Here is a 25,980-nt window from a genome sequence, read left to right on the forward strand (position 1 = left end):
GGGCGGAACGATCGTCCGATTGTACCGGAGACGCGCGCGGCGGGCCCGCGGCGCGGTCCGCGGCCTTTCGGCGCGTGCGGGGTTGCGCGGGCCGGGGCCGGAAAGGAGGGGCAGATGCGGCGCGGCGGCCGCTTCGGTTATCGCGGCGGTTTGCGCTTGCCGGTCAGCTCGGCCCAGCGCTTCTCGAGCGGGCCTTCGACCATCGGCTTGATCACGGTGCCGGAGCTTTGCGCATCCCAGGTCTGTACCGAGTACGGATGCACGCGCAGCGCGTCGCGCGGGATCACGACGTCCTGGTGCGCGTCGACCAGCCAGTCGTAGACGAAGTCGATGCACAGCCGGTAGCCGCGCTTCGTCGCCGGATCGGGTACCTCGTACGGCGCGCGCGTCACGTAGCCGGAGCCGAACACGCCCTTGGGCTCCTTCGCGACGCGGTGCAGGAACACGCGGTCGCCCGGCAGGATGCCGCGCGCGAAGCCGCAGCCCCACACGTCATGCACGGCCTCGCCGGCCTTCACGCGCGCGGCGACGTCGGGCAGTTCGGGCCACGGCCATTTCTTGGGGCTCCAGATCAACAGGAAAGCGGTCATCGGTTCGGTCGTGCGTCGAATTGAATGGGTCAGACAATAGGGGAGTGAGGCGCTGCAAGCTTAATCGAATCCCTGCTCGCGATCCCGCGCGGCGGGCACCGTGCCGGTGTTTTTCCGCCGGTCGCGCGCCGGGCCGGCGGCACGAAAAAAAGTTGCGCGTACAATCATGGGCCCGAGCGCGTCGTTCGCGGCGCGGTCTCCCGTCTTCACCACCACGCGCGCCCCGATGCGCGCGGCGCTCCATTCCGGATACCCATGTCTCACGTCGTCCGGCGCCGGCCCGATGCCCGGCTGATCCTGTTGCTCGGCGCGCTCGCCGCCTGCGGGCCGATCGCTACCGACATGTACCTGCCGAGCCTGCCGTCGATCGCCGCCGGTTTCTCCGTCAGCCCCGGCGCCGCGCAGCGCACGCTGACGAGCTTCATGGCCGGCTTTTCGGTCGGCATGCTGCTGTACGGCCCGCTGTCCGACACGTGGGGCCGCCGTCCCGTGCTGCTCGGCGGCATCGCGCTATTTACGCTCGCGAGCATCGGCTGCTTCGTATCGAACTCGATCGACATGCTGATCCTCGTGCGCTTCCTGCAGGCGCTCGGCGCCGGCGCGGCGTCGGTGCTGTCGCGTGCGATCGCGCGCGACGCGCACGAGCCGACCGACGCGGCGAAGGTGCTGTCGATGGTCGCGATCGTCACCGCGGTCGGGCCGCTGCTCGCGCCGCTGATCGGCGGGCAGATCCTGCGTTTCTCGGGCTGGCGCGGCGTATTCGTCGTGCTGGCCGTGTTCGGCGCGGTGTGCGCGGCGACCGCGTACCTGCGCGTACCCGAAACCTGGCCCAAGGAGCGGCGCAAGAGCGCGGCCGTGCTCGCGTCGTTCGCGTCGTACGGGCGCATCCTGTCCGATCCCGTCGCATGGGGTCACATGCTGTGCGGCGGGATGGCGTTCGCGTCGATGTTCTCGTACATCACCGCGACACCGTTCGTCTACATCGAGTATTTCCACGTGTCGCCGCAGCACTACGGGCTGCTGTTCGGCCTGAACGTGGTCGGCATCATGATCGGCAACTTCACGAACACGCGGCTGGTCGGCCGCATCGGTTCGCTGCGCATCATCGCGGCCGCGTCGCTCGTGAGCTGCATCGCGTCGCTCGCGGTCGCGTTCGTCGCGCTGACGGGGGTGGGCGGGCTGTGGTCGATCGTCGTGTGCCTGTTCTTCGTCGTCGGCGTGGTCGGGATCCTGTCCGCGAACTGCACGACCGACCTCATGCATCGTTATCCGCACAATGCGGGCGCGTCGGCGGCGGTGTTCGGCGCGATGCAGCTTGCGCTCGGCGCGCTGGCGAGCGTCGCGATCGGCGCACTCGCGGACGGCACGCCGTTCGCGATGGGCGTGACGATCGGCGTCACCGGCGTGCTGTGTTTCGCCGGGCGCTATCTGGTGCTGCGCTGGCACGGACGGCCGGTGAAGGCGGGCGCTTGAGCGGCGGGGCGGAACTGGCGGAGGAGGGCGGTGGACGGGTTTGCACTTCCCACCTCTGCATCACTTTGAACGGTCTGACGAGCGATTGTCGAGTCGATAGCTGCGCTTCGGGTTGGTTACGAACCGTTTGACCTGCGCATCGAGTTCCCGACTGTGATACAGATCCAGGCATTTCAGAAAATCAAACCGCACGCCCTTGATTTCGGATTCGACGACCGGATTGCGATAGTCGCGAGCAAGAAAACGATTGACCAGCGATTTGCCCGCGTCGGGGTTCCGTTCCAGATCGAAGTGTGGGGATGTACGAACGTATGACGTCACGCGCGCCCTCGGCAGAAGGCATCGTCGATGCCTGTCGCGCCGCTGTTGTTTGCGCTGGTGCCGCTCATGCAAAACACCCCGAACGCCGGGCTTGAATCCAGCGTTCGGGGTGTCGTGGATCGACGGTGTTTCGCCGAAGCGTCAGTCCCGCGCGACGTCCTTCGCCGCCGGCGATGCGCCGTGGCTCAGCCAGTCGAGCACGTCGGCCGTTTCGTCGTCGCTCGCCCGCGCGCGCGCTTGCGCGACGGCCTCCGGCAACTCACCGTTGGTCGACGCCCGGCGGATCGCGACGCCGACCGCGAGGATGTCGATCATCAGCAGATGCAGGATCCGCGAGATCATCGACAGCTGCGATTCGCGCATCTCGATGTGGTCGGTTTCGAGCGCGACGGTCGCGCGCTTCGCGAGCGGCGTGTTGCTCGACGTGATCGCGATCACCTTCGCGCCGGCCTGCATCGCGACGTCGAGCACGCGCAGCAGCTCGGGCGCGCGTCCCGACTTCGACACCGCGACGATCACGTCGCCCTTGCCGAGCAGCGCGGCCGATGCGGCCTGCATGTACAGGTCGCCGTACGCGATCGTCGGGATTCCGAAGCGGAAGAACTTGTAGTGCGCGTCCTGCGCGACGATGTTCGAGTTGCCGAGCCCGTAGAACTCGATGCGCCGCGCGCCGTTCAGGATCTCGATCGCGTTCTCGACGTGCTCGAAGTTCAGGTGCTCGCGCAGCTGCAGGATCGCCGACACCGTGTTGTCGAGCACCTTCGCGCCGAAGTCGGTGGCCGTGTCGCCGAGATGCACCTGGCTGTGGCTCATCGGGATCGTGCCGGTGAGGCCGGTGGCGAGCTTCAGCTTGAAGTCCGACAACCCTTGGCAGCCGAGCGAGCGGCAGAAGCGGATCACCGTCGGCTGGCTCACGTCGGCCTTGCGCGCGATGTCGACGATCGGGTCGTTGATGATCGAGCGCGGATGGTTCAGCGCGAGATCGGCGACGCGGCGCTCGGCCGGCGTCAGCGCGTCGCGCATCTGGCGGATCCGTTCGAACACGGCCGACGACGCACCGCCCGAGCGGTTCGACAGCTGCTCCGCGAGGATCGCGGATACGCCGAGGAACGCCGGGTATTCGGCGGTGATCAGGTAGGTCGGGATGTTCTCGAGGTAGTGCGTGAAGCGGCCCTTCGCCTCGAAGCGCGCGCGGAACGACGAGCGCGTGAACAGCTCGCCGAGCTTCAGCGCGACGCCGCCGCCGATGTACACGCCGCCGAGCGCGCCGAGCGTCAGCGCGACGCTGCCCGCGAACGCGCCGAGAATCCCGCAGAAACATTCGACCGTCTCGAGCGCGAGCGCGTCGCCCGCATGCGCGCGCTCGACGATCTCGACCGTGTCGACGGTCGCGGCGACGCGCTTCTTGTCGCGCGCGGCGAGCGCGCGATAGATGATTTCCATGCCGGGGCCCGCACACACGCGTTCGAACGACACGTGCGGAAACTTCTTGCGCGCGTACTGCAGCACCAGATCCTCGCGCTCGTCCTGCGGCGCGAACGACGCGTGGCCGCCCTCGCTGCCGAGCGCGATCCAGCGGTCGTCGGCCGGAATCAGCCCCGACACGCCGAGCCCGGTGCCGGGCCCGAGCAGCCCGATCACGCTGTTCTGGCGGCGCGTGCCGCCGCCGACCTGCACGCGCTGCGCATCGGTCAGGCCCGGCAGCGCCATCGCGAGCGCGGTGAAATCGTTGACGACGAGCAGCGTGTCGAAGCCGAGCGCGCGGCGCGTCGCCTCGATCGAGAAGCTCCAGTCGTGGTTGGTCATCGTGACCTGGTCGCCGTCGACCGGGTTCGCGATCGCGATCGCCGCATGGTTCACGCGGTTGATCTTCACGTCCTTCAGATACTTGCGGATCGCGTCGGTGATTGTCGGATAGTCGGCGCCGGGATAGACGCGGATCTGCGTGATCTCGCCTGGGCCGGTTTCCAGCGCGAAACGCGCGTTGGTGCCGCCGACGTCCGCGAGCAGGCGCGGGCCGTCGGCATGCTGGCCCGCGACAACGGCCTTACTTTGCGCACCAGTAGACATCGAGCTGGGTCCCCTTGTCGTTGGCCAGTTGGGAAATCGCGTTCTTCTGCAGCGATGCGGCTGCGGCGTCGAGCACCGCGCGCTTGCGTTCGCCCGCGATCAGCAGGAACAGCCGGTCGACGCGCTTGAGCGCATCGAGCGAAAAGCTCACGCGCGCATGCGGCGCGGCGCCCGGATGCACGGCGACGAAGCGTTCGCGCGTCGTGATCGCGTGGTTCCATTCGGGCGCGTCGGCGAAGATCGACGCGGTGTGGCCGTCCTCGCCCATGCCGAGCACCGCGACGGTCGGCACGCGGTAGTCGGCGTTCGCGTTGAGCGCGGCGACGTGCGCATCGAGCGTGCTGCGCGTGTCGACGAGCGGCAGGAAGCGGGCAGGGGCCGCTGCGTGTTGCAGCAGCGTATCGCGCACGAGTTGCGCGTTGCTGGCCGCGTCGTCGTCCGGCACCCAGCGGTCGTCGACCAGCGTGACGTCGACGCCGGCCCAGTCGAGCGCCGCGTGCGACAGCGTGTGCAGGAACGGGCGCGGGCTCGTGCCGCCGGACACGGCGAGCGTCGGGCGCGCGGGGCCGGCGAGGGCCGCGCGCAGCGCATCGCCGACGGCGCGCGCGAGCGCTTCGCTTTGCGCTTCCTGGGTGTCGAAAGCGTGGATCTCGATCACATCTCCTCCGGACTGCTTTGTCTGTTCAAATCGTACGAATCGTGATGCACGTTGCCGCGTACGGTGGCGTACGCGGCAACGGTTTGTATCAGTTCTCTTCTTCGAGCCAGCAGGTGTCGTGCTGCGCGAGCATCGCGCTCGACGCGGCCGGCCCCCACGTACCCGCCGCATACGGCTTCGGCGGTTTCAGCGTGCGTGCCCATTCGTTCAGGATCGGCTCGACCCACTGCCAGGCGGCTTCCTGTTCGTCGCGACGCACGAACAGCGCGAGCCGGCCGTTGATCACGTCGAGCAGCAGGCGCTGGTACGCCTCCATCTGCCCTTCCTTGAAGAACTGGTCGAACGCGAGGTCGAGGTGCACGCTCGCGAGGTTCATCCCTTCGCCCGGCTGCTTCGCGAGGCAGTACAGGCGAATCGTCTCGTTCGGCTGCAGCCGGATCACGAGACGGTTCGCACCGGGGCGCAGCGCGGTCGGCCCCAGCGCCGAGTGCGGCACCGGGCGGAAGTTGACGACGATCTCCGCGACGCGATCGGCCAGCCGCTTGCCGGTGCGCAGGAAGAACGGCACGCCGGCCCAGCGCCAGTTCTCGATCTCGACCTTCAGCGCGACGAAGGTTTCGGTCTGGCTGTCGGGCTTCACGCCTGGCTCGGTCGCGTAGGCCGGCACCTGCGCGCCCTTGATCACGCCCGCATGATACTGGCCGCGCACGGCAACCTTGCCGATGTCGCGCGGATCGATCGGCTTCAGCGCGCGCAGCACGCGCAGCTTCTCGTCGCGCACCGAATCCGAATCCATCGAATGCGGCGGCTCCATCGCGACGATCGACAGCAACTGCAGCAGGTGGTTCTGCACCATGTCGCGCAGCGCGCCCGTATTGTCGTAGAAATCGCCGCGTGCCTCGACGCCGAGCTCCTCGGCGATCGTGATCTGGATGCTCTCGACCCATTCGCGGCGCCACAGCGGCTCGAACAGCGCATTGCCGAAGCGCAGCGCGAGCAGGTTCTGCACGGGTTCCTTGCCGAGGTAGTGGTCGATCCGGTAGATCTGGCCTTCCGCGAAGATCTCGCCGACCGCGTCGTTGATCGCATTCGACGACTTCAGGTCGTAGCCGAGCGGCTTCTCGAGCACGATGCGCGAGCCTTCGTTCAGGCCGACCGACGCGAGTGCCTTGCAGATCGGCACGAACAGCGACGGGCCCGTCGCGAGATAGAACACGCGGATGCCGGGCAGCGATGCGATCGCGTCGCGCAGCACGACGTAGTCTTCCGCACGGCCGAGGTCGAGCTTTACATACTCGATGCGATCGAGGAAGGACTTCCACGCGGTTTCGTCGAGCGCCTTGCCGGCGGCTTTCTCCGCGTGCGGCTTCACGTGCGTGTCGACCCACTCGAGATAACCCGCACGATCCGATTCGTGACGCGCCACGGCGACGATCCGGCCGCTCTCCGCCAGCATGTTCGCACGGTGCGCTTCGAACAGCGCGGGCAGGATCTTGCGCATCGACAGATCGCCGGTGCCGCCGAAAAGTACGAAGGTAAAGCTGGAATCGGTATGCATGTGTCTCCGCCGTGTTGGGGGTGCTGGGAAGCGATCCGTAGTGCGATAAAAATATTTTTGACACTGAATTGTAGTTTAACTACAATCCGCCGCAAGGGGTAGCACCTGGGTGAAGAAAAAAAGAAGTGCGGTCGATGAACTGCGCGAGCTTCGCCTTCGGGAACGCCTTGTGCCGAATGTTATCGGACATTGACGGCGCGCATCGTCCGCGCGCCGTTGGCCCCGGGCTCGCGCCGCAGCATCGCGGCGGGCCAGAAACACAAAGAGGAGACACGCCGTTGAATCTCGATTCACGCTTTCTGTAAGAGCCCGGCCGGTCATCGGCCCCGTACGCTGCATGCGTCCCGCGGCTCGATTTCCCCGTCGTTTATCAAGAAGCCGGTTCCCGGTCAGGGAACCTCACGAGTTGATTCAGTCTGGAGGAGATAAGTAATGAAAGTTCGCTCGATCATGGGCGCGCTCTGCGCGGCAGGTCTGATGGCTGGCGCCGTGGCGGCGCAGGCAGCCGAGAATGTAACGGTGCTGCACTGGTGGACCTCGGGCGGCGAGTCGAAGGCCGTCGGCGTGCTGAAGGACGACGTGCAGAAGCAGGGCTACGTGTGGAAGGACTTCGCGGTCGCGGGCGGCGCGGGCGCAGCGGCGATGACCGCGCTGAAGACCAAGGTGATCAGCGGCGACGCACCGTCGGCCGCGCAGATCAAGGGCCCGCTGATCCAGGACTGGGCCGACCAGGGCGTGCTCGTCAACATCGATTCCGCTGCCGGCGACTGGAAGCAGAACCTGCCGCCGGAAATCGACAAGATCATCAAGTACAAGGGCCACACCGTCGCGGCGCCGTTCTCGGTGCACCGCGTGAACTGGCTGTACATCAACAAGGCCGCGCTCGACAAGGTCGGCGCGAAGGTGCCGACCACCTGGCCTGAATTCTTCGCGGTGGCCGACAAGCTGAAGGCCGCGGGTATCCAGCCGGTCGCGATGGGCGGCCAGCCGTGGCAGGACCTGACGCTGTGGGAAGACGTCGTGCTGTCGCAGGGCCCGGCGTTCTACAAGAAGGCGCTGGTCGACCTCGACCAGGCGACGCTGACGTCGCCGCAGATGCTGTCCGTGTTCGACACGGTGCGCAAGATCCAGGGTTACTTCGATACCGGCCGTAACGGCCGCGACTGGAACCTCGCGACCGCGATGGTCATCAACGGCAAGGCCGGCATGCAGTTCATGGGCGACTGGGCGAAGGGCGAGTTCGAGAACGCCGGCAAGAAGGCGGGCAAGGACTACATCTGCGCGGCGGTGCCGGGCACGGCGAATGCCTACACGTTCAACGTCGACTCGTTCGTGTTCTTCCAGCAGAAGGGCGAGAAGAACGCGACGCCGGGCCAGCTCGCGCTCGCGAAGACGATCATGACGCCGGACTTCCAGGAACAGTTCAGCCTGCTGAAGGGCTCGGTGCCCGTGCGTCTCGGCGTGAAGATGGACAAGTTCGACGATTGCGCGAAGAAGTCGTATGCCGACGAGCAGACCGCGATCAAGTCGGGCGGCTTCGTGCCGTCGCTCGCGCACGGCATGGCGCAGAGCGATGCGACCGCCGGCGCGATCACCGACGTCGTGACGAAGTTCATGAACTCGCAGCAGGATTCGAAGAGCGCGGTCGCCGCGCTCGCGAAGGCCGCGAAGGTCAAGTAACGCGCGCCAGGCGCCCGGCCGGAAACGCTTCATCGGCCGGGCGTTTTTGCATGTGCAGCAAACGGGCTCGCCCGCGGGCCCGTGTCGTACCCGGCGCCGGCCCGGCCTGCGTCGCCCTCGTTCCAGGAGTCGAATCAAGTGGCTGCCCCTCTTAGCGGAAACGGATCCGGCGCTGCCGCCGCACGGCGTACGTCGCCGATGTCGGCCTTCGCCGATCGCTGGATCCCGAAGCTCGTGCTCGCGCCGAGCGTCGCGATCGCCGTGGTGTTCATCTACGGCTTCATCCTGATTACCGGCTATCTGTCGCTGACCCGCTCGCGGCTGTTGCCCAACTACGAATTCGACGGCTTCGGCCGTTACACGGACCTGTTCCAGAACGACGTGTGGTGGACCTCCGCCGCGAACCTCGGCTGGTTCGGGATTCCGTTCATCGCGATCTGCGTGGGGCTCGGCCTGTTCCTCGCGATCCTGCTCGACCAGCGGATCCGCAACGAAGGCGCGCTGCGCGCGGTCTTCCTGTACCCGATGGCGCTGTCGTTCATCGTCACGGGCACCGCATGGCAGTGGATCCTGAACCCGGGCCTCGGCCTCGAGAAGGTGATGCACGACTGGGGCTGGACGAGCTTCTCGTTCGGCTGGCTCGACGATCCGGACAAGGCGATCTTCTGCGTGGTGATCGCGGCCGTGTGGCAGTCGACCGGCTTCGTGATGGCGCTGTTCCTCGCGGGGCTGCGCGGCGTCGACGCCGAGATCTTCAAGGCCGCGCAGGTGGACGGCGCGACGCTGCCCACCATTTACCGCAAGATCGTGATCCCGAGCATGCGCCCGGTGTTCTTCTCGGTGCTGCTGATCCTCTGCCACATCACGATCAAGACCTTCGACCTCGTCGTCGCGCTGACGGCGGGCGGGCCGGGCACGTCGTCGTCGCTGCCGGCCATGTTCATGTACACGTTTTCGTTCAACCGCGGCCAGCTCGGGCTCGGCGCGGCATCCTCGGTGATGATGCTCGCGACCGTGGTCGCGGTGCTGGTGCCGCTGATGTATATGGAATCGAGGAGCACCCGCAATGCAGCCTAAGATGACGATCAGCCGGGCAGTGATCTATGCGGCACTGATCCTGTTCGCGCTGTATTTCCTGTTCCCGATCTACGTGATGCTGTCGACGTCGTTCAAGGACCTCGACCAGCTGCGCACCGGCAACCTGCTGACGCCGCCCACCACGTGGACCGTCGACCCGTGGGTGAAGGCGTGGAGCGGCGCCTGTACCGGCGTGCGCTGCGACGGCATGAAGCCGTTCTTCCTGAACTCGCTGCAGATGGTGATCCCGGCCGTGCTGATCTCGTCGCTGATCGGCGCGTTCAACGGCTACGTGCTCACGCACTGGCGCTTTCGCGGCGCGGACGCGCTGTTCACGATGATGCTGGTCGGCTGCTTCATCCCGTTCCAGGTGATCCTGCTGCCGATGGCGCGCCTGCAGGGGATGCTCGGCCTCGCCAACACGATTCCGGGCCTCGTGTTCGTGCACGTCGTGTACGGGATCGCGTTCACGACGATGTTCTTCCGCAACTTCTACGTGAGCGTGCCGGCCGAGCTGGTGAAGGCCGCGCGCATCGACGGCGCGGGTTTCTTCACGATCTTCACGAAGATCCTGCTGCCGGTGTCGCTGCCGATCTTCATGGTGTGCCTGATCTGGCAGTTCACGCAGATCTGGAACGACTTCCTGTTCGGGATCGTGTTCTCCGGCGTCGATTCGATGCCGATCACGGTTGCGCTGAACAACCTCGTCAACACGTCGACGGGCGTGAAGGAATACAACGTCGACATGGCCGGCGCGATCATCGCCGCGCTGCCGACGCTGCTCGTCTACATCGTCGCCGGCCGCTATTTCGTGCGCGGGCTGACGGCGGGCGCGGTGAAGGGGTAAGCGCGGCTTCATCCGATACGACGAACCGGCCGCGCCTCGCGCGCGGCGCATCGAAACGAACCCGACGCGGCGCCGGAGTGCGCCGCGCGAGACGAGACAGAGGATTCACAGCATGGCAAGCCTTTCCATCCGTGACGTGTACAAGACCTACCCGAACGGGGTGCCGGTCCTGAAGGGTGTCGACATCGAGATCGAGGACGGACAGTTCCTGATTCTGGTCGGCGGTTCGGGCTGCGGGAAATCGACGCTGCTCAACATGATCGCCGGGCTCGAGACGGTCACGAGCGGCGAGATCTGCATCGACGGCAAGGTCGTCAACGACCTGTCGCCGAAGGATCGCGACATCGCGATGGTATTCCAGTCGTACGCGCTGTATCCGTCGATGACGGTGCGCGAGAACATCTCGTTCGGCCTGAACATCCGCAAGGTGCCGAAGAGCGAACAGCAGCAGATCGTCGACCGCGTGTCGCAGATGCTGCAGATCCAGCACCTGCTCGACCGCAAGCCGGGCCAGCTGTCCGGCGGCCAGCGCCAGCGTGTCGCGATGGGCCGCGCGCTCGCCCGCGATCCGTCGCTGTTCCTGTTCGACGAGCCGCTGTCGAACCTCGACGCGAAGCTGCGTATCGAGATGCGCGCGGAAATCAAGCTGCTGCACCAGCGTCTCGGCACGACGATCGTCTACGTGACGCACGACCAGATCGAGGCGATGACGCTCGGCGACCGGATCGCGGTGATGAAGGACGGCGTGGTCCAGCAGTTCGGCGCGCCGCAGGAGATCTACGATTCGCCGTCGAACCTTTTCGTCGCGGGCTTCATCGGCGCGCCGCCGATGAACTTCATCAACGGCAAGCTGGTCGAGCAGGGCAGCGGGATCGCGCTCGAGATCGATACGGGCCTCGCGCGCAGCGCGCTGAACCTGCCGTTCGACGCGAAGCGGATGAACGGCCACGTCGGCCGCGAAGTGATCCTCGGGCTGCGTCCGGAGCGCATCACCGATGCGCGCAACGCGCACCACGGCGAGGCGTCGAAGCTGCAGCCGATCGACGTGCGCGTCGACGTGACCGAGCCGACCGGGCCGGACACGCACGTGTTCGCGCAGGTGAACGGCAAGCGGATCGTGAGCCGCGTGCATCCGGCCGCGAACCCGCAGCCGGGGCAGACGCAGTCGCTGCTGTTCGACGTGTCGAAGGCCGTGCTGTTCGATCCGGCGTCGGAAGAGCGGATCGCGTAACGTCGCACGTCTCGCCGAGAAAGCAAAGGGCCGTCATATCTCTGACGGCCCTTTGCGTTTTCGGCGGGCGATGCCGGTACTCACTGCCAATACGCGCAACTTCCGGGCGTCGGCGAACGCGCTCCGAATCTTCATAAGTGCGAAAAAACATCTCGTTTCCCCACTTTGTACCTTCCACGGGCGTGATGAGAGAGTTTCGCCAGCTCCTCGGTCACTGGGCAAAAAATAGCGTCACGAGTTGATGAAACGACGTCAATCGACCTGACGAAAGCGACGGTTGGATTTCAGTTTCCTGCGAACATCGGGGGCAAATATAACGGAGCCTAGAACGGAGAGCATGAGTAAGCTCAGGTAGACCGAGGCAGCGCTTAGAATCGGTACGAACAGTATTCTATGTCCTGCAGAGAACAGGTTGAGTGAAAAGAAGATGCGGAGCAGCACAAGGAATGGAACAAACATGGACGCAACGAAGCATTGCCGGTAGCGTTTCTTTGTGTGATCTTTCGAGGTTAGTTTTGCGCTATCGATAACGGAATGAATTTCGTTTTCGGAAGTGGATTTCAGCTCTGGAACAATCATTCGAAGGATGAACAGGAATGGGATTGTTTTCATCGCCGTTTTCCGGTGTAAGTAAGTATTTTCGGAAGTGTCGAGCGGAACGAGATCGAATGGTCGTGGCCTTGAGAAATGGCTGAATTGGTGTCCGGTGAAAATTTGACGTGTCGCGTCACGAGTGGGCTATCTCAATAACATCCTGGTGGAGAGGTCGGTTATTAATTTTGCGATTTGATTTCCATCAAGCTAGGGGGCGGGATTTTAAATCATTCATTCCGATTCCCGGATTTTCGATGGTGATCGTAATCAATGGAAGGTGCCCGGAGCTAGATGGAACGTTCCGCCGCCGAGCGGTAACGGGATCGCGCCGCCGATGCCAAATCCTGCGATATCACCTGCCCAAGTGGCGCCAGAAACGAGATCCAGTTCCATGATGGTCAATTCCCTCATCCGATATTTCCCCTTCAAATTTATTTGGATAACTAATCGATAAACATATATTACGAATTGCTTTCGCAGTGTTGCGCAATCGACGGATGTTTGCAACCAGTTTATTTTGAGATTTCCGCCTGGAGTCGTCGCGTTACATTTGATCAGCGAGAGGTGACATCGTGAGGGCTGTTGATGCGTTCGAAGGCGCGAAACGACCTAATGTTCTCGACGCCGCATTGGGGATTCGCCTCGAGCAAAGTTAAGCGGTGGACTGCCGAGATGGGGCGCTGCGGTGGATCGAGCCGCTCAGTGCGGCAGCCGCACGTCGAACTTGAAGGTCGCGAGCCGAGCGACGAGGATGAAGCCGGTCGCGAGCAGCACGCTGTACACGGAATCGAACTGCAGCCACACGAGCAGCAGGTAGAACCAGCAGCCGACGAACGCGCAGGTCGCGTACGGCCGCGAATCGCGCAGGATCAGCGGGATGTCGTTGCACAGCACGTCGCGGATGATCCCGCCGACCACGCCGGTAATCACGCCCATCATCACCGCGATGAAGCGCGGCATCTCGGCATCGAGCGCGATCGCCGTGCCCGAGATGCTGAAGATCCCGAGCCCGATCGCATCGGCGACGAGCAGCAGCCGCTCGGCCGACAGCCGCGACAGCATGCGCAGCACGAACGGCGCGAACAGCGCGAGCACGAAGATCGCGATCACGTAGTCGTCATGCACGACCCAGTAGAACGGCCGGCGCTCGAGCAGGATGTCGCGCAGCGTGCCGCCGCCGAACGCGGTGGCGAGCGCGACGACGAACGTGCCGACCGAATCGAGACGGTTCTTGCGCGCCTCGATGAAGCCCGAGATCGCAAAGGCCAGCGTGGCGATCGCCTCCAGTATCGCGATCGCGAGCGTCAGCCTAGGATGCGGCACGCGGCCCCCGGTCGGCGGGTGCCGCGAACGGCTGCAGCAGGACCAGCACCGCGCCCGCGCCGCCGTCGTGGCCGCGCGCCTCGCAGAACGCGATCACTTCTTCTTTCTGCACGAGCCACGCGCGCACCTTGCCCTTCAGCACGGGTTCCTTGCCGATCGAGCCGAGCCCCTTGCCGTGGATCACGCGCAGGCAGCGCAGCCCTTTCTTGCCGGCTTCGCGGATGAACTCGGCGAGCGCGTCGCGCGCCTCGTCGCGCCGCATCCCGTGCAGGTCGATCTGCGCCTGCACGATCCACGCGCCGCTCCTCAGCTTGCGCACGACGTCGCGGCTGATGCCGGGGCGGTGGTAATACAGCGAGTCGTCGCTGTCGAGCAGCGTCTCGGGATCGAATTCGTCGGACAGCGTCGCGTTCAGCACGGCTTCCTCGTCGCGCTGCGTCTGCTTCGGCACCGGGTCGGGCGGCGTGCGGCCGGCGGCCGCGCGCGGCGGGGCATTGAGCGGCTGGATCGCGCCGATCTCGTTGCGGAACAGGTTCGCGTCGGCTTCCGCCTTGCGCTCGGCCTTGGCCGTTTCGACGCGTTGGCGTTCGCGGCGATCGGCTTCGCCTTGCAGCGACTTGCGCAACGCGCCGAGGCCCGCGAGCCCCTGGCCGCGCAATGCGGCGGGATCGGGCGCGGGCGCCGGCGCGACGGGCGCGGGGTTCGCGGGACGGGCGGCGATCTGCCGCTTCGCGGGATCGCTCGGATGGGGCTGGTTCTTCGCCATGATTCGGTACGCAGGGCAGGCGCGTTCGGGCGCGCGGGCAAAAAAAAGCCGCTGCACGGCGGCAGCGGCTTTCCGGTCGAGCCCGCTTCGCGGCAGCGGACGCCATTGTAGCGCCCGGCGCGAGCGGTCTCGCGGCTTACTTCTTGTCGTGCAGGCTTTCGAGGTAGCGCTGCGCGTCGAGCGCGGCCATGCAGCCCGTGCCCGCGCTGGTGATTGCCTGGCGGTACACGTTGTCCTGCACGTCGCCGGCGGCGAACACGCCCGGCACGCTCGTCGACGTCGCGTTGCCGTGCAGGCCGCTCTTCGTCAGGATGTAGCCGTCCTTCATCTCGAGCTGGCCCTGGAACAGGTCGGTGTTCGGCTTGTGGCCGATCGCGACGAACACGCCCTGCACGCTGAGGTCTTCCGTCGCACCGGTCTTCACGTTCTTGATGCGCAGGCCCGTGACGCCCGAATCCTCGCCGGTCACTTCGTCGAGCACGTGATCCCACTTGATCACGACGGCGCCTTCCTTTTCCTTTTCCAGCAGGCGGTCGATCAGGATCGGCTCCGCGCGGAACTTGTCACGGCGATGGATCACCGTGACCTTCTTCGCGATGCCCGTCAGGTAGAGCGCTTCCTCGACGGCCGTGTTGCCGCCGCCGATCACCGCGACTTCCTGGCCGCGATAGAAGAAGCCGTCGCAGGTCGCGCAGGCCGACACGCCCTTGCCCATGAAGTGTTCTTCGGACGGCAAGCCGAGATACTGCGCGGACGCGCCGGTCGCGATGATCAGCGAGTCGCACGTGTATTCGCCCGAGTCGCCGATCAGGCGGATCGGCTGCTCGTGCAGCTTCGCGGTGTGGATGTGGTCGAACACGATTTCGGTGTTGAAGCGCTCGGCGTGCTCGAGGAAGCGCGCCATCAGCTCCGGACCCTGCACGCCTTTCGCGTCGGCCGGCCAGTTTTCGACGTCGGTCGTGGTCATCAGCTGGCCGCCCTGCGCGATGCCGGTGATCAGCACCGGGGACAGGTTGGCACGTGCCGCGTAGACGGCAGCCGTGTAGCCGGCGGGGCCGGAACCGAGAATCAGGACTTTGGCGTGTTTGGGCGTGGACATGTGCGAATCCGTAAAAGTCGGCTGCGGCGGGCGGGGTAGGGCTCGCCGTACGATCCGGGTTGACCGGGATGCCGTCATAGATGGGTATCAGACGCGCATTATAAAGGCCCCGTTGCTGCGTTGCCGAACGAGAGTTTCAATCGCGGCGATAGTGTCTCGCGGCGCAACGGTCGCGCATGCGGGGCGGGCGGGGCGTGGCACCCGCCCGGGGCGGCGCGGCTGCGGGCGGGCGGCCGGACCGCGCACCGGAGTGAAAGGTAGAAAGGGCCGCCGCGGAGAGCATGCGCCGCGCCGGCCGTACCCCGGCCCTGTTATGTAACCGTCATTTACACTTGGCGGCCCGGTGCAGCGCTTACAATATGCGGGATCGAACGACAGGCGGGCGCGCAGCCCGTCCTCTTTATACGGATTCATGGCAAAAGCTCCTTATTCCGCCCAGGCACAGGCGTTGCCGCACCGGATGTCGAAGCTCCTCACGGAGATCCGCTGGATTCTCCAGGTCGCGCTCTGCGCATTTCTGGTGATGGCCCTGCTGAGCTACAGCCGGCGCGATCCGAGCTGGACGCACGCCGCCCAGGTGGACCACATCTCGAACTGGGCCGGCCGCGTCGGCGCCTGGACGGCCGACATCATCCTGCTGCTGTTTGGCCTGTCGGCCTACTGGCTGATCGTGCCGCTCGCGCGGCGCATCGCCGTCAACTACCGCCGCATCACGCGTCACGAGGCGGTCGTGGACGAACCCGAGCGGCCGATCGGCTGGCTCACCGAAATCTTCGCGTTCGTGCTCGTCGTGCTGGCGTGCGACGGCATCGAGGCGCTGCGCATGTGGTCGCTGAAGGTGCAGTTGCCGCGCGCGCCGGGCGGCGTGATCGGCGAGGCCGTGGCGGGCGCGATGTCGCACGCGTTCGGCTTCACCGGCGGCACGCTGCTGCTGCTGATCCTGCTCGCGATCGGCCTGTCGCTGTATTTCCGCTTCTCGTGGCTGTCGGTCGCCGAGCGCGTCGGCGGTGCGATCCTGTCCGCCGTCAACGTCGCGAAGCTGCGCCGCGAGGCCGAGCGCGACCGCAAGCTCGGCGAGGCCGCGGCCGTGCGCCGCGAAGGCAAGGTCGAAGAGGAACGCGTGCGCATCGAGGATCACGAGCCCGTGACGATCGTGCCGCCGGTCGTCACGCCGGCGAAGTCCGAGCGCGTCGAGCGCGAGCGCCAGGTGCCGCTCTTCACCGACCTGCCGGGCGATTCGACGCTGCCGCCGGTGTCGCTGCTCGACCCCGCGCCGAAGGCGCAGGAGGCGATTTCGGCCGATACCCTCGAATTCACGTCGCGCCTGATCGAGAAGAAGCTGAAGGATTTCGGCGTCGAGGCGAGCGTCGTGGCCGCGTATCCGGGCCCGGTCGTCACGCGCTACGAGATCGAGCCGGCCACCGGCGTGAAGGGCAGCCAGATCGTCAATCTCGCGAAGGATCTCGCGCGCTCGCTGTCGCTCGTGTCGATCCGCGTCGTCGAGACGATTCCCGGCAAGAACTACATGGCGCTCGAACTGCCGAACCAGCGCCGCCAGACGGTGCACTTGTCCGAGATCATCGGTTCCGAGGTGTACGCGGCCGCATCGTCGGCGCTCACGCTCAGCCTCGGCAAGGACATTGGCGGCAAGCCGGTGTGCGCGGATCTCGCGAAGATGCCGCACCTGCTGGTCGCCGGTACGACCGGCTCGGGCAAGTCGGTCGGGATCAACGCGATGATCCTGTCGCTGCTGTATAAAGCGACCGCCGAGCAGGTGCGCCTGATCCTGATCGATCCGAAGATGCTCGAAATGAGCGTCTACGAAGGCATTCCGCACCTGCTGTGCCCGGTCGTCACCGACATGCGCCAGGCCGGCCACGCGCTGAACTGGACGGTCGCGGAGATGGAGCGCCGCTACAAGCTGATGAGCAAGCTCGGCGTGCGCAACCTCGCGGGCTACAACAACAAGATCGACGAGGCCGCGAAGCGCGAGGAGAAACTGCCGAACCCGTTCAGCCTGACGCCGGAAGATCCCGAGCCGCTCGGCCGCCTGCCGAACATCGTCGTGGTGATCGACGAGCTGGCCGACCTGATGATGGTCGTCGGCAAGAAGGTCGAGGAACTGATTGCACGGATTGCGCAGAAGGCGCGCGCGGCCGGCATCCACCTGATCCTCGCGACGCAGCGTCCGTCGGTCGACGTGATCACGGGCCTCATCAAGGCGAACGTGCCGACCCGGATCGCATTCCAGGTGTCGTCGAAGATCGACTCGCGCACGATTCTCGACCAGATGGGCGCCGAATCGCTGCTCGGGATGGGCGACATGCTGTACCTGCCGCCGGGCAGCGGGCTGCCGGTGCGCGTGCACGGCGCGTTCGTCGCCGACGACGAAGTGCACCGCGTCGTCGAGAAGCTCAAGGAGCAAGGCGAGCCGAACTACGTCGAAGGGCTGCTCGAAGGCGGCACCGCCGACGGCGACGAGGGCTCGGCCGGCGCGGGAACCGGCGAAGGCGGCGGCGAGTCTGATCCGCTGTACGACCAGGCGGTCGAGATCGTCATCAAGAACCGCCGCGCGTCGATCTCGCTCGTGCAGCGGCACCTGCGGATCGGCTATAACCGCGCGGCGCGGCTGCTCGAGCAGATGGAGCAGTCGGGGCTCGTGTCGGCGATGTCGTCGAGCGGCAACCGCGAAATTCTTGTGCCGGCGCGCGACGCGGAATGAGTCCGCGGCGTTCGCGGCGCCGGCCACCCAGGGAGAAAACCGCAATATGCAGCAACATTCGTTCGCAATGTCTCTTCGTTCGACGCGGCGCTGGCTCGGCGCGGCGCTCGCCGGCGCATCGCTGATGCTCGCGGCGACGCACGCGTTCGCGGGCGGCACCGAGCAACTGAAGGCGTTCGTGTCGCAGGTGCGTTCGGCGAAGGGCGACTTCACGCAGCAGATCGTCAAGGCACCGTCGAAGGGCGCGAGCGCCGCGCAGGCCGTGCCGAAGCCCACCGACAATTCGAGCGGCACGTTCGTGTTCGCGCGCCCGGGCAAGTTCATCTGGACGTACCAGAAGCCGTACCAGCAGGTGCTGCAGGCCGACGGCGAGAAGCTCTACGTGTATGACCGCGACCTGAACCAGGTGACCGAGCGCAAGCTGAACGGCGCGCTGGGCGCGAGCCCGGCCGCGATCCTGTTCGGCAGCAACGATCTCGACAAGAGCTACACGTTGCGCGATGCCGGCGAGAAGGGCGGCATCGAGTGGCTCGAGATGCTGCCGAAGGCGCAGGATACGCAGTTCCAGCGGATCGGCATCGGCTTTCGCAACGGCACGCTCGCCGCGATGGAGCTGCACGACGTGTTCGGCAACGTCACGCTGCTGACGTTTACGAACATCCAGACGAATCCGCCGCTGAAGGGCGATACGTTCAAGTTCGTCGTGCCGAAGGGCGCCGACGTGATTACCGGCTGACCGGCGCCGCACGCCGCTTTTTCGCAACGGGCCTGCCGGCGACGGCAGGCCCGTGTTGTTTTCGGGCGCGGGCACTGGGCGCGGGCACGGGCAGCAGGCACGGCGGTGCCGTCGCGCGGCTGTCATAATGTCGGGTCCGGCGGCCGGTTCGGCCGCGACCGTTTGATGTGGAGCGAGGGTTCATGTCCGATCTGTTTCAAGTCGAGCCGCGCCGCCCGCTCGCCGAGGCGCTGCGGCCGAAGACGCTCGCCGAGGTGATCGGCCAGACGCATTTGCTGGGCGAAGGCAAGCCGCTGCGGCTCGCGTTCGAATCGGGCAAACCGCATTCGATGATCCTGTGGGGGCCGCCCGGCGTCGGCAAGACGACGCTCGCGCGGCTCACCGCGCTCGCGTTCGACTGCGAGTTCATCGCGCTGTCCGCGGTGCTCGGCGGCGTGAAGGACATCCGCGAGTCGATGGAGCAGGCGAAGGATACGCTGAACCGCACCGGCCGCCACACGATCCTGTTCGTCGACGAGATCCACCGCTTCAACAAGGGGCAGCAGGACGCGTTGCTGCCGTTCGTCGAGTCGGGGCTCGTGACCTTCATCGGCGCCACGACCGAGAACCCGAGCTTCGAGGTCAATTCGGCGTTGCTGTCGCGTGCGCAGGTGTACGTGCTGAAGTCGCTGGACGACGACGAGATGCGACAGTTGCTGAAGCGCGCACAGGAAATCGCGCTCGACGGCCTCGCGTTCGACGACAAGGCGATCGATACGCTGGTCGGTTATGCGGACGGCGACGCGCGGCGCTTCCTGAACCTGCTCGAGCAGGCGCAGACGGCGGCCACGTCGGCCGGCGTCGCGACGATCGACGCCGATTTCGTCAGCAGCGCGATGACGCTGAACGCGCGGCGCTTCGACAAGGGCGGCGACAACTTCTACGACCAGATCTCGGCGCTGCACAAGTCGGTGCGCGGTTCGAGCCCGGACGGTGCGCTGTACTGGTTCTGCCGGATGATCGACGGCGGCGCGGATCCGAAGTACCTCGCGCGGCGGATCGTGCGGATGGCGTGGGAAGACATCGGCCTGGCCGACCCGCGCGCGCTGCAGGTGGCGAACGACGCGGCCGAAACCTACGAGCGGCTCGGCTCGCCGGAAGGCGAGCTCGCGCTCGGGCAGGCGGTGATCTATCTCGCGTGCGCGGCGAAGAGCAACGCGGGTTACAACGCGTTCAACCAGGCGATGGCGTTCGTGAAGCAGGACAAGTCGCGCGAGGTGCCCGTGCACCTGCGCAACGCGCCGACCAGGCTGATGAAGGAACTCGGCTACGGTCACGCGTATCGCTACGCGCACGACGAGCCGAATGCGTATGCGGCCGGCGAGACGTACCTGCCGGACGGGATGCGCGAACCGCGCTGGTACAAGCCGGTGCCGCGCGGGCTCGAATCGAAGATCGCCGACAAGCTCGCGTGGCTGCGCGAACTCGATCGCGAAGCCGGCAAGAAGGACTGACGGCGCGGCCCGGGCCGGCCGGCGTGGTCGTGGCTCGCGTCAGCGCTTGCGTACCGGCTGCTTCTTCCAGTAGTCGAACGGCTCCTGATGGCATTCGATGTCGAGTTCGGCGATGCGCGTGTGCAGGCTCGACTGCGCGTCGGCGATCGCGAGGTTGTAGATCACCGGGCCGATCTCCTCGACGAAGAAGTGCAGCAGCGCGCCGGCCTGGATATTGCCGATCGGCTCGTCCATGTTTTCTGTGAAATAGCGTTGCAGTGACGCGATCGCACGGTCGCGTATTTCCTTGTCCAGTTCGATGGCCATCGGATTCCTTGGGTGCTGTGACGTGGGGCGGGCGCCTCGCTCGATGCGCCGCCGCGGGCCCGCGCGGGCGTTTCGCGATCCGCGGCGCTTCGATGCCGTGCGATTTCGCGGGTGCCGACGGGCGGGCCGGCAACGCGATACTGCCATGGCCGTCGCGCCACGGTCATCGCCTGTTTGCAGCATAGTCCGTCCGTCCAGTGCCTTGGCGGCCCTGCGGTGCGTTAGAATTCCCGTCTTACACAACGATTTTCCAAGTCCTCCCATGCTCGACATCCAGTTGCTGCGCAAAGACCTCGACGGCGTCGCGAAGCGCCTCGCCGATCGCGGCTACACTCTCGACATCGCCGCGTTCTCCGCCCTCGAAGCGGAACGCCGCGCGATCCAGACCCGCACCGAAGAGCTCCAGGCGCGCCGCAACAGCCTGTCGAAGCAGATCGGTGCGATGAAGGGGAAGGGCGAGGACACGTCGGCCGTGATGGCCGAGGTCGGCGGGATCGGCGACGAAATGAAGGCGGGGGAAGCCAAGCTCGGCGACATCCAGGCGCGCCTGTCCGACCTGATGCTCGGTATGCCGAACGTCGCGCATGAAAGCGTGCCGGTCGGCAAGGACGAAGCCGACAACGTCGAGGTGCGCCGCTGGGGCACGCCGCGCCAGTTCGACTTCGAGGTGAAGGATCACGTCGACGTCGGCACGCCGCTCGGCCTCGATTTCGAGACCGGCGCAAAGCTCGCCGGCGCGCGCTTCACGATGCTGCGCGGCTCGATCGCGCGCCTGCACCGCGCGCTCGCGCAGTTCATGATCGACACGCACACGCAGCAGCACGGCTACACCGAAGCCTATACGCCGTACATCGTGAACCCCGAGATCCTGTACGGTACGGGCCAGCTGCCGAAGTTCGCGGACGACATGTTCCGCGTCGAGAAGGGCGGCGAGGAGAACAAGGTCACGCAATACCTGATCTCCACGTCGGAAATCTCGCTGACGAACACCGTGCGCGAGTCGATCGTCGAAGGCTCCGCGCTGCCGATCAAGCTGACCGCGCATTCGCCGTGCTTCCGCTCGGAAGCCGGTTCGTATGGCCGCGACACGCGCGGGATGATCCGCCAGCACCAGTTCGACAAGGTCGAGATGGTGCAGGTCGTCGCGCCGGATGCGTCATACGCGGCGCTCGACGAGATGGTCGGCCATGCGGAAGCGATCCTGCAGAAGCTTGGCCTGCCGTACCGCGTGATCACGCTGTGCACGGGCGACATGGGCTTCTCGGCCGCGAAGACGTTCGACCTCGAAGTGTGGCTGCCTGCGCAGAACACCTATCGCGAGATCTCGAGTTGCTCGAATACCGAGGCGTTCCAGGCGCGCCGGATGCAGGCGCGTTTCCGCAACGCGCAGGGCAAGCCGGAACTCGTGCATACGCTCAACGGTTCGGGCCTTGCGGTCGGCCGCACGCTCGTCGCTGTGCTGGAGAACTACCAGAACGCGGACGGCTCGGTCACGGTGCCGGAAGTGCTGCGTCCGTACATGGGCGGCATCGAGCGTATCGACGCGCCGGCACAGGCGTCGTAACGTCGCGCTCCGGCGATCGCTTCAATCCCTCGCAAAAAAATTTGCAAAAAGGGCTTGTGAGATTCGAAGAGATCGTTCTATAATCTTTTCTTTCGCGGAAACGACCAAACGCGAAATGCAGTAAAGCAGCAAGGAAGGAGAGGTGGCAGAGTGGTCGAATGTACCTGACTCGAAATCAGGCGTACGGTTTCCCCGTACCGTGGGTTCGAATCCCACCCTCTCCGCCAAAATACGAAGCCCCTTGATCCGGAAGGATCAAGGGGTTTTTCGTTTTGGGCTTGCTCAATCGTGTGTCTCAAGGCGTGGTGGCGGCAACAGCATCGACCGTCGATGCATCGGAATGTGCCGATGCGATAGCGACCGTGTCCCATACGTCTTGCTGCGCAGTGGGCAGCGTCGGCGGTCCAGCCTGTCCGGATCGGGGCGGCGCGTGCACGTCCTGTCCTTGCCGCTTTCTTCAGCTTTAAGCCCGCGCTTGCTGCACCGTTCCCGTCGATCCAAGGTCCCATGAAGCTGAGCTACAAGATTCCCCTCGCATTTGCCGTCGCGCTGCTGCTGATGTTCGGCGGCGCGCTGTACGGCATCCATATTCTCAATCGATCGATCGATACGTTTGCCGACGACGTGCAGACGAACGTCGGCGACGAACGGCTCGTGTCGGCCACGCTCGTGCAGTTCAAGCTGCAAGTGCAGGAATGGAAAGACACGCTGTTGCGCGGCAAGCAGCCCGCGAAGCTCGACCAGTACTGGCAGGCGTTCCAGACGCGCGAGCACACGGTCGATACGCTCGCCGCGCAGCTCGTTCATCAGTTGCCGCCCGGCGAGAGCCGCTCGCTCGTCGAGCAGTTCATGCGTGCGCACACGGCGATGGGCGAGGGTTACCGGCGCGGGTTCGACGCGTTCAAGGCGGCCGGCTTCGAGCCGTCGGCCGGCGATGCCGCCGTGGCGGGCGTCGACCGCGAACCCGCGGTGCTGCTGGAGCGGGCCGCGAAGTCGATTGCCGACGAGAGTGCCGCCGTGTCGGCGCAGGCGAGCCGCGATGCGCAGCACGCCACTGTCGCGAGCCTCGTGCTGATGCTGGTCGTGCTCGGCGTCGCGATGGTCGGTGCGTTCCTGTTCAGCCGCGCGATCCTGCGTCCGCTCGACCGCGCGGTCGCATGCGCGCAGGCCGTCGCCGAGGGCGACCTGACGCGCGACGTCGACGCGGCCGGCCGCGACGAGATCGCCGACCTGCTGCGCGCGTTGCGGACGATGCAGGCGAGCCTGTCGGGCGTCGTGCTCGAAGTGCGTACGCACGCCGAAGCCGTCGCGACGGCGAGCGCACAGATCGCGTCGGGCAATCATGATCTGTCGGCGCGTACCGAGGCACAGGCCGCGTCGCTCGAGGAGACGGCCGCCAGCATGACCGAACTCACGGGCATCGTCCGCCAGTCGGCCGAGCACGCGCAGCACGCGGCGCAGCTGGCGCGCGACGCATCGACGATCGCGGCGGCCGGCGGCGGCGTGATGTCGGATGCCGTCGGCACGATGAACGGCATCGCCGACAGCTCGGCGAAGGTCGGCGAGATCATCGCGGTGATCGACGGCATTGCGTTCCAGACCAACATCCTCGCGCTGAACGCAGCGGTCGAGGCGGCGCGCGCGGGCGAGCAGGGGCGCGGCTTCGCGGTCGTCGCGGCGGAAGTGCGTACGCTCGCGCAGCGCAGCGCCGCCGCCGCGAAGGAGATCAAGGGGCTCATCGAGCAGTCGACGCGGCGGGTCGACGAAGGCGCCGTGCTGATCGGCCGGGCGGGCGAGTCGATTCACGAGATCGTCGGCGCGGTGCAGCGCGTCACGACGATCGTCGGCGAGATCTCGTCCGCGTCGCAGGAGCAGAGCGGCGGCATCCAGCAGGTGAACATCGCGGTCACGCAGATGGACGAAGCGACGCAGCGCAACGCGGCGCTCGTCGAGCAGGCATCGGCCGCGACGCAGGCACTCGCCGAGCAGGCGAGCGCGCTGCGGCATGCGGTTGCCGTGTTCAGGTTGCCGGAAATGGCGTGACGGGGGCGCCGTCGTGCCCGGCTCGAACGAAGCCGGGGGCCGGCGCGGCATCGGCTGTCGGCGGTACGCGCCGACGCCAAGCTACCAGCGGCCCGGCCCCCGCGATCAAGCCGTGGCCGGATATTGCGCGAGCACCCGGGCGCGGATCGACGGCTTGATGTTCGATTGCGCCATGTTGCCGCCGTAGTGCGCGACCACCCGCGGATTCATCACGCGATACCAGAGCGGCGGCACGTACGCGAACAGGATCATCGTCGCGTAGCCGGCCGGCAGTTGCGGCGAATCGTCGAAGTGGCGCAGCGCCTGGTACGAGCGCGTCGGATTCGCGTGATGGTCGGCGTGCCGCTGCAACTGGTACAGGAACAGGTTGGTGACGACGTGATTGCTGTTCCACGAATGCTGCGGCGTGCAGCGTTCGTAGCGGCCGTTCGGCAGCTTGCGGCGGCCGAGCCCGTAGTGCTCGACGTAGTTCACGACTTCGAGCAGCGACGCGCCGTAGACGGCCTGGATCACGAGGAACGGGATCACGACCTTGCCGGCCATCGCGATCGCGATGCCCCACACGACGACGGTCATCGCCCATGCGTGCAGCACCTCGTTGCGCCAGGTCCACGGCGAATGCCCGAGGCGTTCGAGGCGGGCCTTCTCGAGCCGCCACGCGGAGCGGATGCTGCCGCTCACGGTGCGCGGCAGGAAGGCCCAGAACGATTCGCCGTAGCGCGCGCTCGCCGGATCCTCGGCCGTCGCGACACGTACATGGTGGCCGCGATTGTGCTCGACGTAGAAATGGCCGTATGCGACCGGCGCGAGCGTGATCTTCGCGAGCCAGCGCTCGAAGCGGTCGGTCTTGTGCCCGAGTTCATGCGCGGTATTGATCGAGATGCCCGTCGCGGCGCCGAGCGACAGCGCGAAGCCGACATAGTCGTACCAGGCGAGCGCGTGCGTGCCGACGATCCATACGCACGCGAAGAACGCGACGTATTCGACGAGGGTCGCGAGATAGACGATCAGCCGGTAGTAGCGCTCCCGTTCGAGGTGCGGCACCACGGCCTCGGGCGGATTGTCGCGATCGTCGCCGATCAGCGTGTCGAGGATCGGGATCACGCCGAACGCGAACAGCGGGCCGAACCACCAGAACACGTGCAGGCCCGTCGACAGCGCGAGCTGGGCGGCGAGAATCGGCAGCGTGATCGTCAGCGCGCCGAGCAGCCACAGGTAACGCTTGCCATCCGACCAGCCCGAAGCCGATCCGTCGGTCATTGCCATTGTCTCCCTCCTGCGGGCCGGCCCGAAGGCGGCCGCCTGTATGGTTGTTCGAATTCTCGTTGGCCCGCGACGCACGCGCGGTTGAACCGGATCGTCGTCCGGTTCTGCCTGTTATACGACCCATGTGCACGCTTGCCAAACTCCGGCACTAGGCGTGCGGCTCCAAACGGCGGCGCGCGTGCGGCGCAGGCAGGGAAGGGCCCGCGCACGCCGATTGAAACATGCGGGAATGACCGGATCGGCCCGCGCGGGCGGCAGGTTTGTCAGACGGATGGCGTGCCGTGACGAGGACGGGCATCGACGCTGCGGGTTCGCAACAAATGTTGCGTCGCAATATGCGGAGCGGGATGGTGACCCATGTCGCTTGCTTCGACGTTACCAATATTACGGTTCATTACGCCTTTCATGATGAAATGCAAGGGTCCCGACCTGCGGCTGCCTCGTGCCGCAAGGCGACTGGCGCCAGGTGTCGCATGAAGCCGTCGCGGAGGTCGTCCGGTTGCCGCATCGATGCGCCGATGCTGCACCTGCACACGGGTTGGCCGCGTGGCCGCCCGCAGGGC

22 protein-coding genes and 1 tRNA gene are annotated in these 25,980 nt (G+C 66.1%); 11 read left to right on the forward strand and 12 right to left on the reverse strand.

Translation table 11 applies throughout. The features are described from left to right. Nucleotides 1-137: 137 nt before the first annotated feature. On the reverse strand, nucleotides 138-590 hold the full coding sequence (locus AB3K92_RS26955) for a hypothetical protein (RefSeq protein ID WP_048024193.1): 453 nt from the start codon (nucleotides 588-590) through the stop codon (nucleotides 138-140). A gap of 255 nt (nucleotides 591-845) precedes the next feature. Here AB3K92_RS26955 and AB3K92_RS26960 point away from each other — a divergent pair, with 255 nt between their 5' ends. Beyond that, entirely contained in the window at nucleotides 846-2,063 is a 1,218-nt protein-coding gene (locus AB3K92_RS26960) for a Bcr/CflA family multidrug efflux MFS transporter (RefSeq protein ID WP_369466187.1), read from the forward strand. 60 nt (nucleotides 2,064-2,123) lie between these two features. Here AB3K92_RS26960 and AB3K92_RS26965 read toward each other — a convergent pair whose 3' ends face one another. The 4 genes from AB3K92_RS26965 to zwf form a co-directional block, all read right to left on the reverse strand. Continuing rightward, entirely contained in the window at nucleotides 2,124-2,384 is a 261-nt protein-coding gene (locus AB3K92_RS26965; RefSeq protein ID WP_346656376.1) for a T6SS amidase immunity protein Tai4 family protein, read from the reverse strand. A gap of 141 nt (nucleotides 2,385-2,525) precedes the next feature. Continuing rightward, nucleotides 2,526-4,454, reverse strand: coding sequence for a bifunctional transcriptional regulator/glucokinase (locus AB3K92_RS26970; RefSeq protein ID WP_059485261.1), 1,929 nt, complete (start codon nucleotides 4,452-4,454; stop codon nucleotides 2,526-2,528). Then, the gene (pgl, locus tag AB3K92_RS26975) at nucleotides 4,432-5,112 is read right to left on the reverse strand and encodes a 6-phosphogluconolactonase (protein WP_059678031.1); all 681 of its coding nucleotides are present in this window, start codon (nucleotides 5,110-5,112) and stop codon (nucleotides 4,432-4,434) included. Before pgl ends, AB3K92_RS26970 begins: the two co-directional genes overlap by 23 nt. A gap of 88 nt (nucleotides 5,113-5,200) precedes the next feature. After that, on the reverse strand, nucleotides 5,201-6,670 hold the full coding sequence (gene zwf / locus AB3K92_RS26980; protein ID WP_021163442.1) for a glucose-6-phosphate dehydrogenase: 1,470 nt from the start codon (nucleotides 6,668-6,670) through the stop codon (nucleotides 5,201-5,203). A gap of 432 nt (nucleotides 6,671-7,102) precedes the next feature. Here zwf and AB3K92_RS26985 point away from each other — a divergent pair, with 432 nt between their 5' ends. The 4 genes from AB3K92_RS26985 to AB3K92_RS27000 all read left to right on the forward strand — a co-directional run bounded on the left by AB3K92_RS26985 (nucleotide 7,103) and on the right by AB3K92_RS27000 (nucleotide 11,505). Further along, a complete protein-coding gene (locus tag AB3K92_RS26985; RefSeq protein ID WP_059485260.1) occupies nucleotides 7,103-8,350 on the forward strand; it encodes an ABC transporter substrate-binding protein in 1,248 nt (415 codons plus the stop codon). A gap of 138 nt (nucleotides 8,351-8,488) precedes the next feature. Beyond that, nucleotides 8,489-9,427 carry a carbohydrate ABC transporter permease gene (locus tag AB3K92_RS26990; RefSeq protein WP_369466189.1) on the forward strand — a complete coding sequence of 313 codons (939 nt, stop codon included), beginning with the start codon at nucleotides 8,489-8,491 and terminating at the stop codon, nucleotides 9,425-9,427. Further along, a complete protein-coding gene (locus AB3K92_RS26995; protein ID WP_011544828.1) occupies nucleotides 9,417-10,274 on the forward strand; it encodes a carbohydrate ABC transporter permease in 858 nt (285 codons plus the stop codon). Before AB3K92_RS26990 ends, AB3K92_RS26995 begins: the two co-directional genes overlap by 11 nt. Nucleotides 10,275-10,386: 112 nt before the next feature. After that, complete coding sequence (locus AB3K92_RS27000; protein ID WP_021163438.1) at nucleotides 10,387-11,505, forward strand: ABC transporter ATP-binding protein; 1,119 nt, start codon at nucleotides 10,387-10,389, stop codon at nucleotides 11,503-11,505. Between the two features lie 252 nt (nucleotides 11,506-11,757). Here the strand turns inward: AB3K92_RS27000 and AB3K92_RS27005 are convergent, their stop codons facing one another. The 5 genes from AB3K92_RS27005 to trxB form a co-directional block, all read right to left on the reverse strand. Continuing rightward, nucleotides 11,758-12,117, reverse strand: a complete 360-nt coding sequence (locus tag AB3K92_RS27005; RefSeq protein ID WP_369466190.1) for a hypothetical protein — start codon at nucleotides 12,115-12,117, stop codon at nucleotides 11,758-11,760. Between the two features lie 249 nt (nucleotides 12,118-12,366). Further along, complete coding sequence (locus AB3K92_RS27010) at nucleotides 12,367-12,492, reverse strand: hypothetical protein (protein WP_260429894.1); 126 nt, start codon at nucleotides 12,490-12,492, stop codon at nucleotides 12,367-12,369. 306 nt (nucleotides 12,493-12,798) lie between these two features. Beyond that, entirely contained in the window at nucleotides 12,799-13,422 is a 624-nt protein-coding gene (locus tag AB3K92_RS27015; RefSeq protein WP_011351253.1) for a trimeric intracellular cation channel family protein, read from the reverse strand. Beyond that, nucleotides 13,409-14,188: a Smr/MutS family protein gene (locus tag AB3K92_RS27020; RefSeq protein WP_027788120.1), complete on the reverse strand. Its 780-nt coding sequence runs from the start codon at nucleotides 14,186-14,188 to the stop codon at nucleotides 13,409-13,411. Before AB3K92_RS27020 ends, AB3K92_RS27015 begins: the two co-directional genes overlap by 14 nt. Before the next feature lie 136 nt (nucleotides 14,189-14,324). Continuing rightward, nucleotides 14,325-15,287, reverse strand: coding sequence for a thioredoxin-disulfide reductase (gene trxB, locus AB3K92_RS27025; protein ID WP_021163435.1), 963 nt, complete (start codon nucleotides 15,285-15,287; stop codon nucleotides 14,325-14,327). A gap of 412 nt (nucleotides 15,288-15,699) precedes the next feature. Between trxB and AB3K92_RS27030 the strand changes: the two genes are divergently transcribed. The 3 genes from AB3K92_RS27030 (at nucleotide 15,700) to AB3K92_RS27040 (ending at nucleotide 20,238) form a co-directional block, all read left to right on the forward strand. Continuing rightward, entirely contained in the window at nucleotides 15,700-18,009 is a 2,310-nt protein-coding gene (locus AB3K92_RS27030; protein ID WP_021163434.1) for a DNA translocase FtsK, read from the forward strand. Nucleotides 18,010-18,055: 46 nt separating this feature from the next. Continuing rightward, nucleotides 18,056-18,745 carry an outer membrane lipoprotein chaperone LolA gene (gene lolA / locus AB3K92_RS27035; protein WP_048024184.1) on the forward strand — a complete coding sequence of 230 codons (690 nt, stop codon included), beginning with the start codon at nucleotides 18,056-18,058 and terminating at the stop codon, nucleotides 18,743-18,745. Nucleotides 18,746-18,927: 182 nt separating this feature from the next. Further along, nucleotides 18,928-20,238, forward strand: a complete 1,311-nt coding sequence (locus AB3K92_RS27040) for a replication-associated recombination protein A (RefSeq protein ID WP_021163432.1) — start codon at nucleotides 18,928-18,930, stop codon at nucleotides 20,236-20,238. Nucleotides 20,239-20,277: 39 nt separating this feature from the next. On the opposite strand, the gene AB3K92_RS27045 is transcribed toward AB3K92_RS27040, so the two are convergent. Further along, the gene (locus AB3K92_RS27045; protein ID WP_059856485.1) at nucleotides 20,278-20,544 is read right to left on the reverse strand and encodes a DUF2164 domain-containing protein; all 267 of its coding nucleotides are present in this window, start codon (nucleotides 20,542-20,544) and stop codon (nucleotides 20,278-20,280) included. A gap of 262 nt (nucleotides 20,545-20,806) precedes the next feature. Between AB3K92_RS27045 and serS the strand changes: the two genes are divergently transcribed. The 3 genes from serS to AB3K92_RS27060 all read left to right on the forward strand — a co-directional run bounded on the left by serS (nucleotide 20,807) and on the right by AB3K92_RS27060 (nucleotide 24,151). Then, complete coding sequence (serS, locus tag AB3K92_RS27050; RefSeq protein ID WP_021163430.1) at nucleotides 20,807-22,108, forward strand: serine--tRNA ligase; 1,302 nt, start codon at nucleotides 20,807-20,809, stop codon at nucleotides 22,106-22,108. Nucleotides 22,109-22,244: 136 nt separating this feature from the next. Beyond that, nucleotides 22,245-22,335: transfer RNA gene (locus AB3K92_RS27055), tRNA-Ser, on the forward strand. A gap of 280 nt (nucleotides 22,336-22,615) precedes the next feature. Continuing rightward, nucleotides 22,616-24,151: a methyl-accepting chemotaxis protein gene (locus tag AB3K92_RS27060; RefSeq protein ID WP_021163429.1), complete on the forward strand. Its 1,536-nt coding sequence runs from the start codon at nucleotides 22,616-22,618 to the stop codon at nucleotides 24,149-24,151. A gap of 105 nt (nucleotides 24,152-24,256) precedes the next feature. Here the strand turns inward: AB3K92_RS27060 and AB3K92_RS27065 are convergent, their stop codons facing one another. Beyond that, entirely contained in the window at nucleotides 24,257-25,417 is a 1,161-nt protein-coding gene (locus tag AB3K92_RS27065) for an alkane 1-monooxygenase (protein WP_369466192.1), read from the reverse strand. Between the last annotated feature and the right edge of the window lie 563 nt (nucleotides 25,418-25,980).

This window comes from Burkholderia sp. Bmkn7, assembly GCF_041103175.1.
Taxonomy (GTDB): Bacteria; Pseudomonadota; Gammaproteobacteria; order Burkholderiales; family Burkholderiaceae; genus Burkholderia; species Burkholderia cepacia.

Coding starts and splice junctions, on each gene's coding strand:
- AB3K92_RS26955 (WP_048024193.1), bottom strand. CDS start 590: ATGACCGCTTTCCTGTTGATCTGGAGCCCCAAGAAATGGCCGTGGCCC.
- AB3K92_RS26960 (WP_369466187.1), top strand. CDS start 846: ATGTCTCACGTCGTCCGGCGCCGGCCCGATGCCCGGCTGATCCTGTTG.
- AB3K92_RS26970 (WP_059485261.1), bottom strand. CDS start 4,454: ATGTCTACTGGTGCGCAAAGTAAGGCCGTTGTCGCGGGCCAGCATGCC.
- zwf (WP_021163442.1), bottom strand. CDS start 6,670: ATGCATACCGATTCCAGCTTTACCTTCGTACTTTTCGGCGGCACCGGC.
- AB3K92_RS26985 (WP_059485260.1), top strand. CDS start 7,103: ATGAAAGTTCGCTCGATCATGGGCGCGCTCTGCGCGGCAGGTCTGATG.
- AB3K92_RS26995 (WP_011544828.1), top strand. CDS start 9,417: ATGCAGCCTAAGATGACGATCAGCCGGGCAGTGATCTATGCGGCACTG.
- AB3K92_RS27000 (WP_021163438.1), top strand. CDS start 10,387: ATGGCAAGCCTTTCCATCCGTGACGTGTACAAGACCTACCCGAACGGG.
- AB3K92_RS27005 (WP_369466190.1), bottom strand. CDS start 12,117: ATGAAAACAATCCCATTCCTGTTCATCCTTCGAATGATTGTTCCAGAG.
- AB3K92_RS27010 (WP_260429894.1), bottom strand. CDS start 12,492: ATGGAACTGGATCTCGTTTCTGGCGCCACTTGGGCAGGTGATATCGCA.
- AB3K92_RS27020 (WP_027788120.1), bottom strand. CDS start 14,188: ATGGCGAAGAACCAGCCCCATCCGAGCGATCCCGCGAAGCGGCAGATC.
- trxB (WP_021163435.1), bottom strand. CDS start 15,287: ATGTCCACGCCCAAACACGCCAAAGTCCTGATTCTCGGTTCCGGCCCC.
- AB3K92_RS27030 (WP_021163434.1), top strand. CDS start 15,700: ATGGCAAAAGCTCCTTATTCCGCCCAGGCACAGGCGTTGCCGCACCGG.
- lolA (WP_048024184.1), top strand. CDS start 18,056: ATGCAGCAACATTCGTTCGCAATGTCTCTTCGTTCGACGCGGCGCTGG.
- AB3K92_RS27040 (WP_021163432.1), top strand. CDS start 18,928: ATGTCCGATCTGTTTCAAGTCGAGCCGCGCCGCCCGCTCGCCGAGGCG.
- AB3K92_RS27045 (WP_059856485.1), bottom strand. CDS start 20,544: ATGGCCATCGAACTGGACAAGGAAATACGCGACCGTGCGATCGCGTCA.
- serS (WP_021163430.1), top strand. CDS start 20,807: ATGCTCGACATCCAGTTGCTGCGCAAAGACCTCGACGGCGTCGCGAAG.
- AB3K92_RS27060 (WP_021163429.1), top strand. CDS start 22,616: ATGAAGCTGAGCTACAAGATTCCCCTCGCATTTGCCGTCGCGCTGCTG.
- AB3K92_RS27065 (WP_369466192.1), bottom strand. CDS start 25,417: ATGGCAATGACCGACGGATCGGCTTCGGGCTGGTCGGATGGCAAGCGT.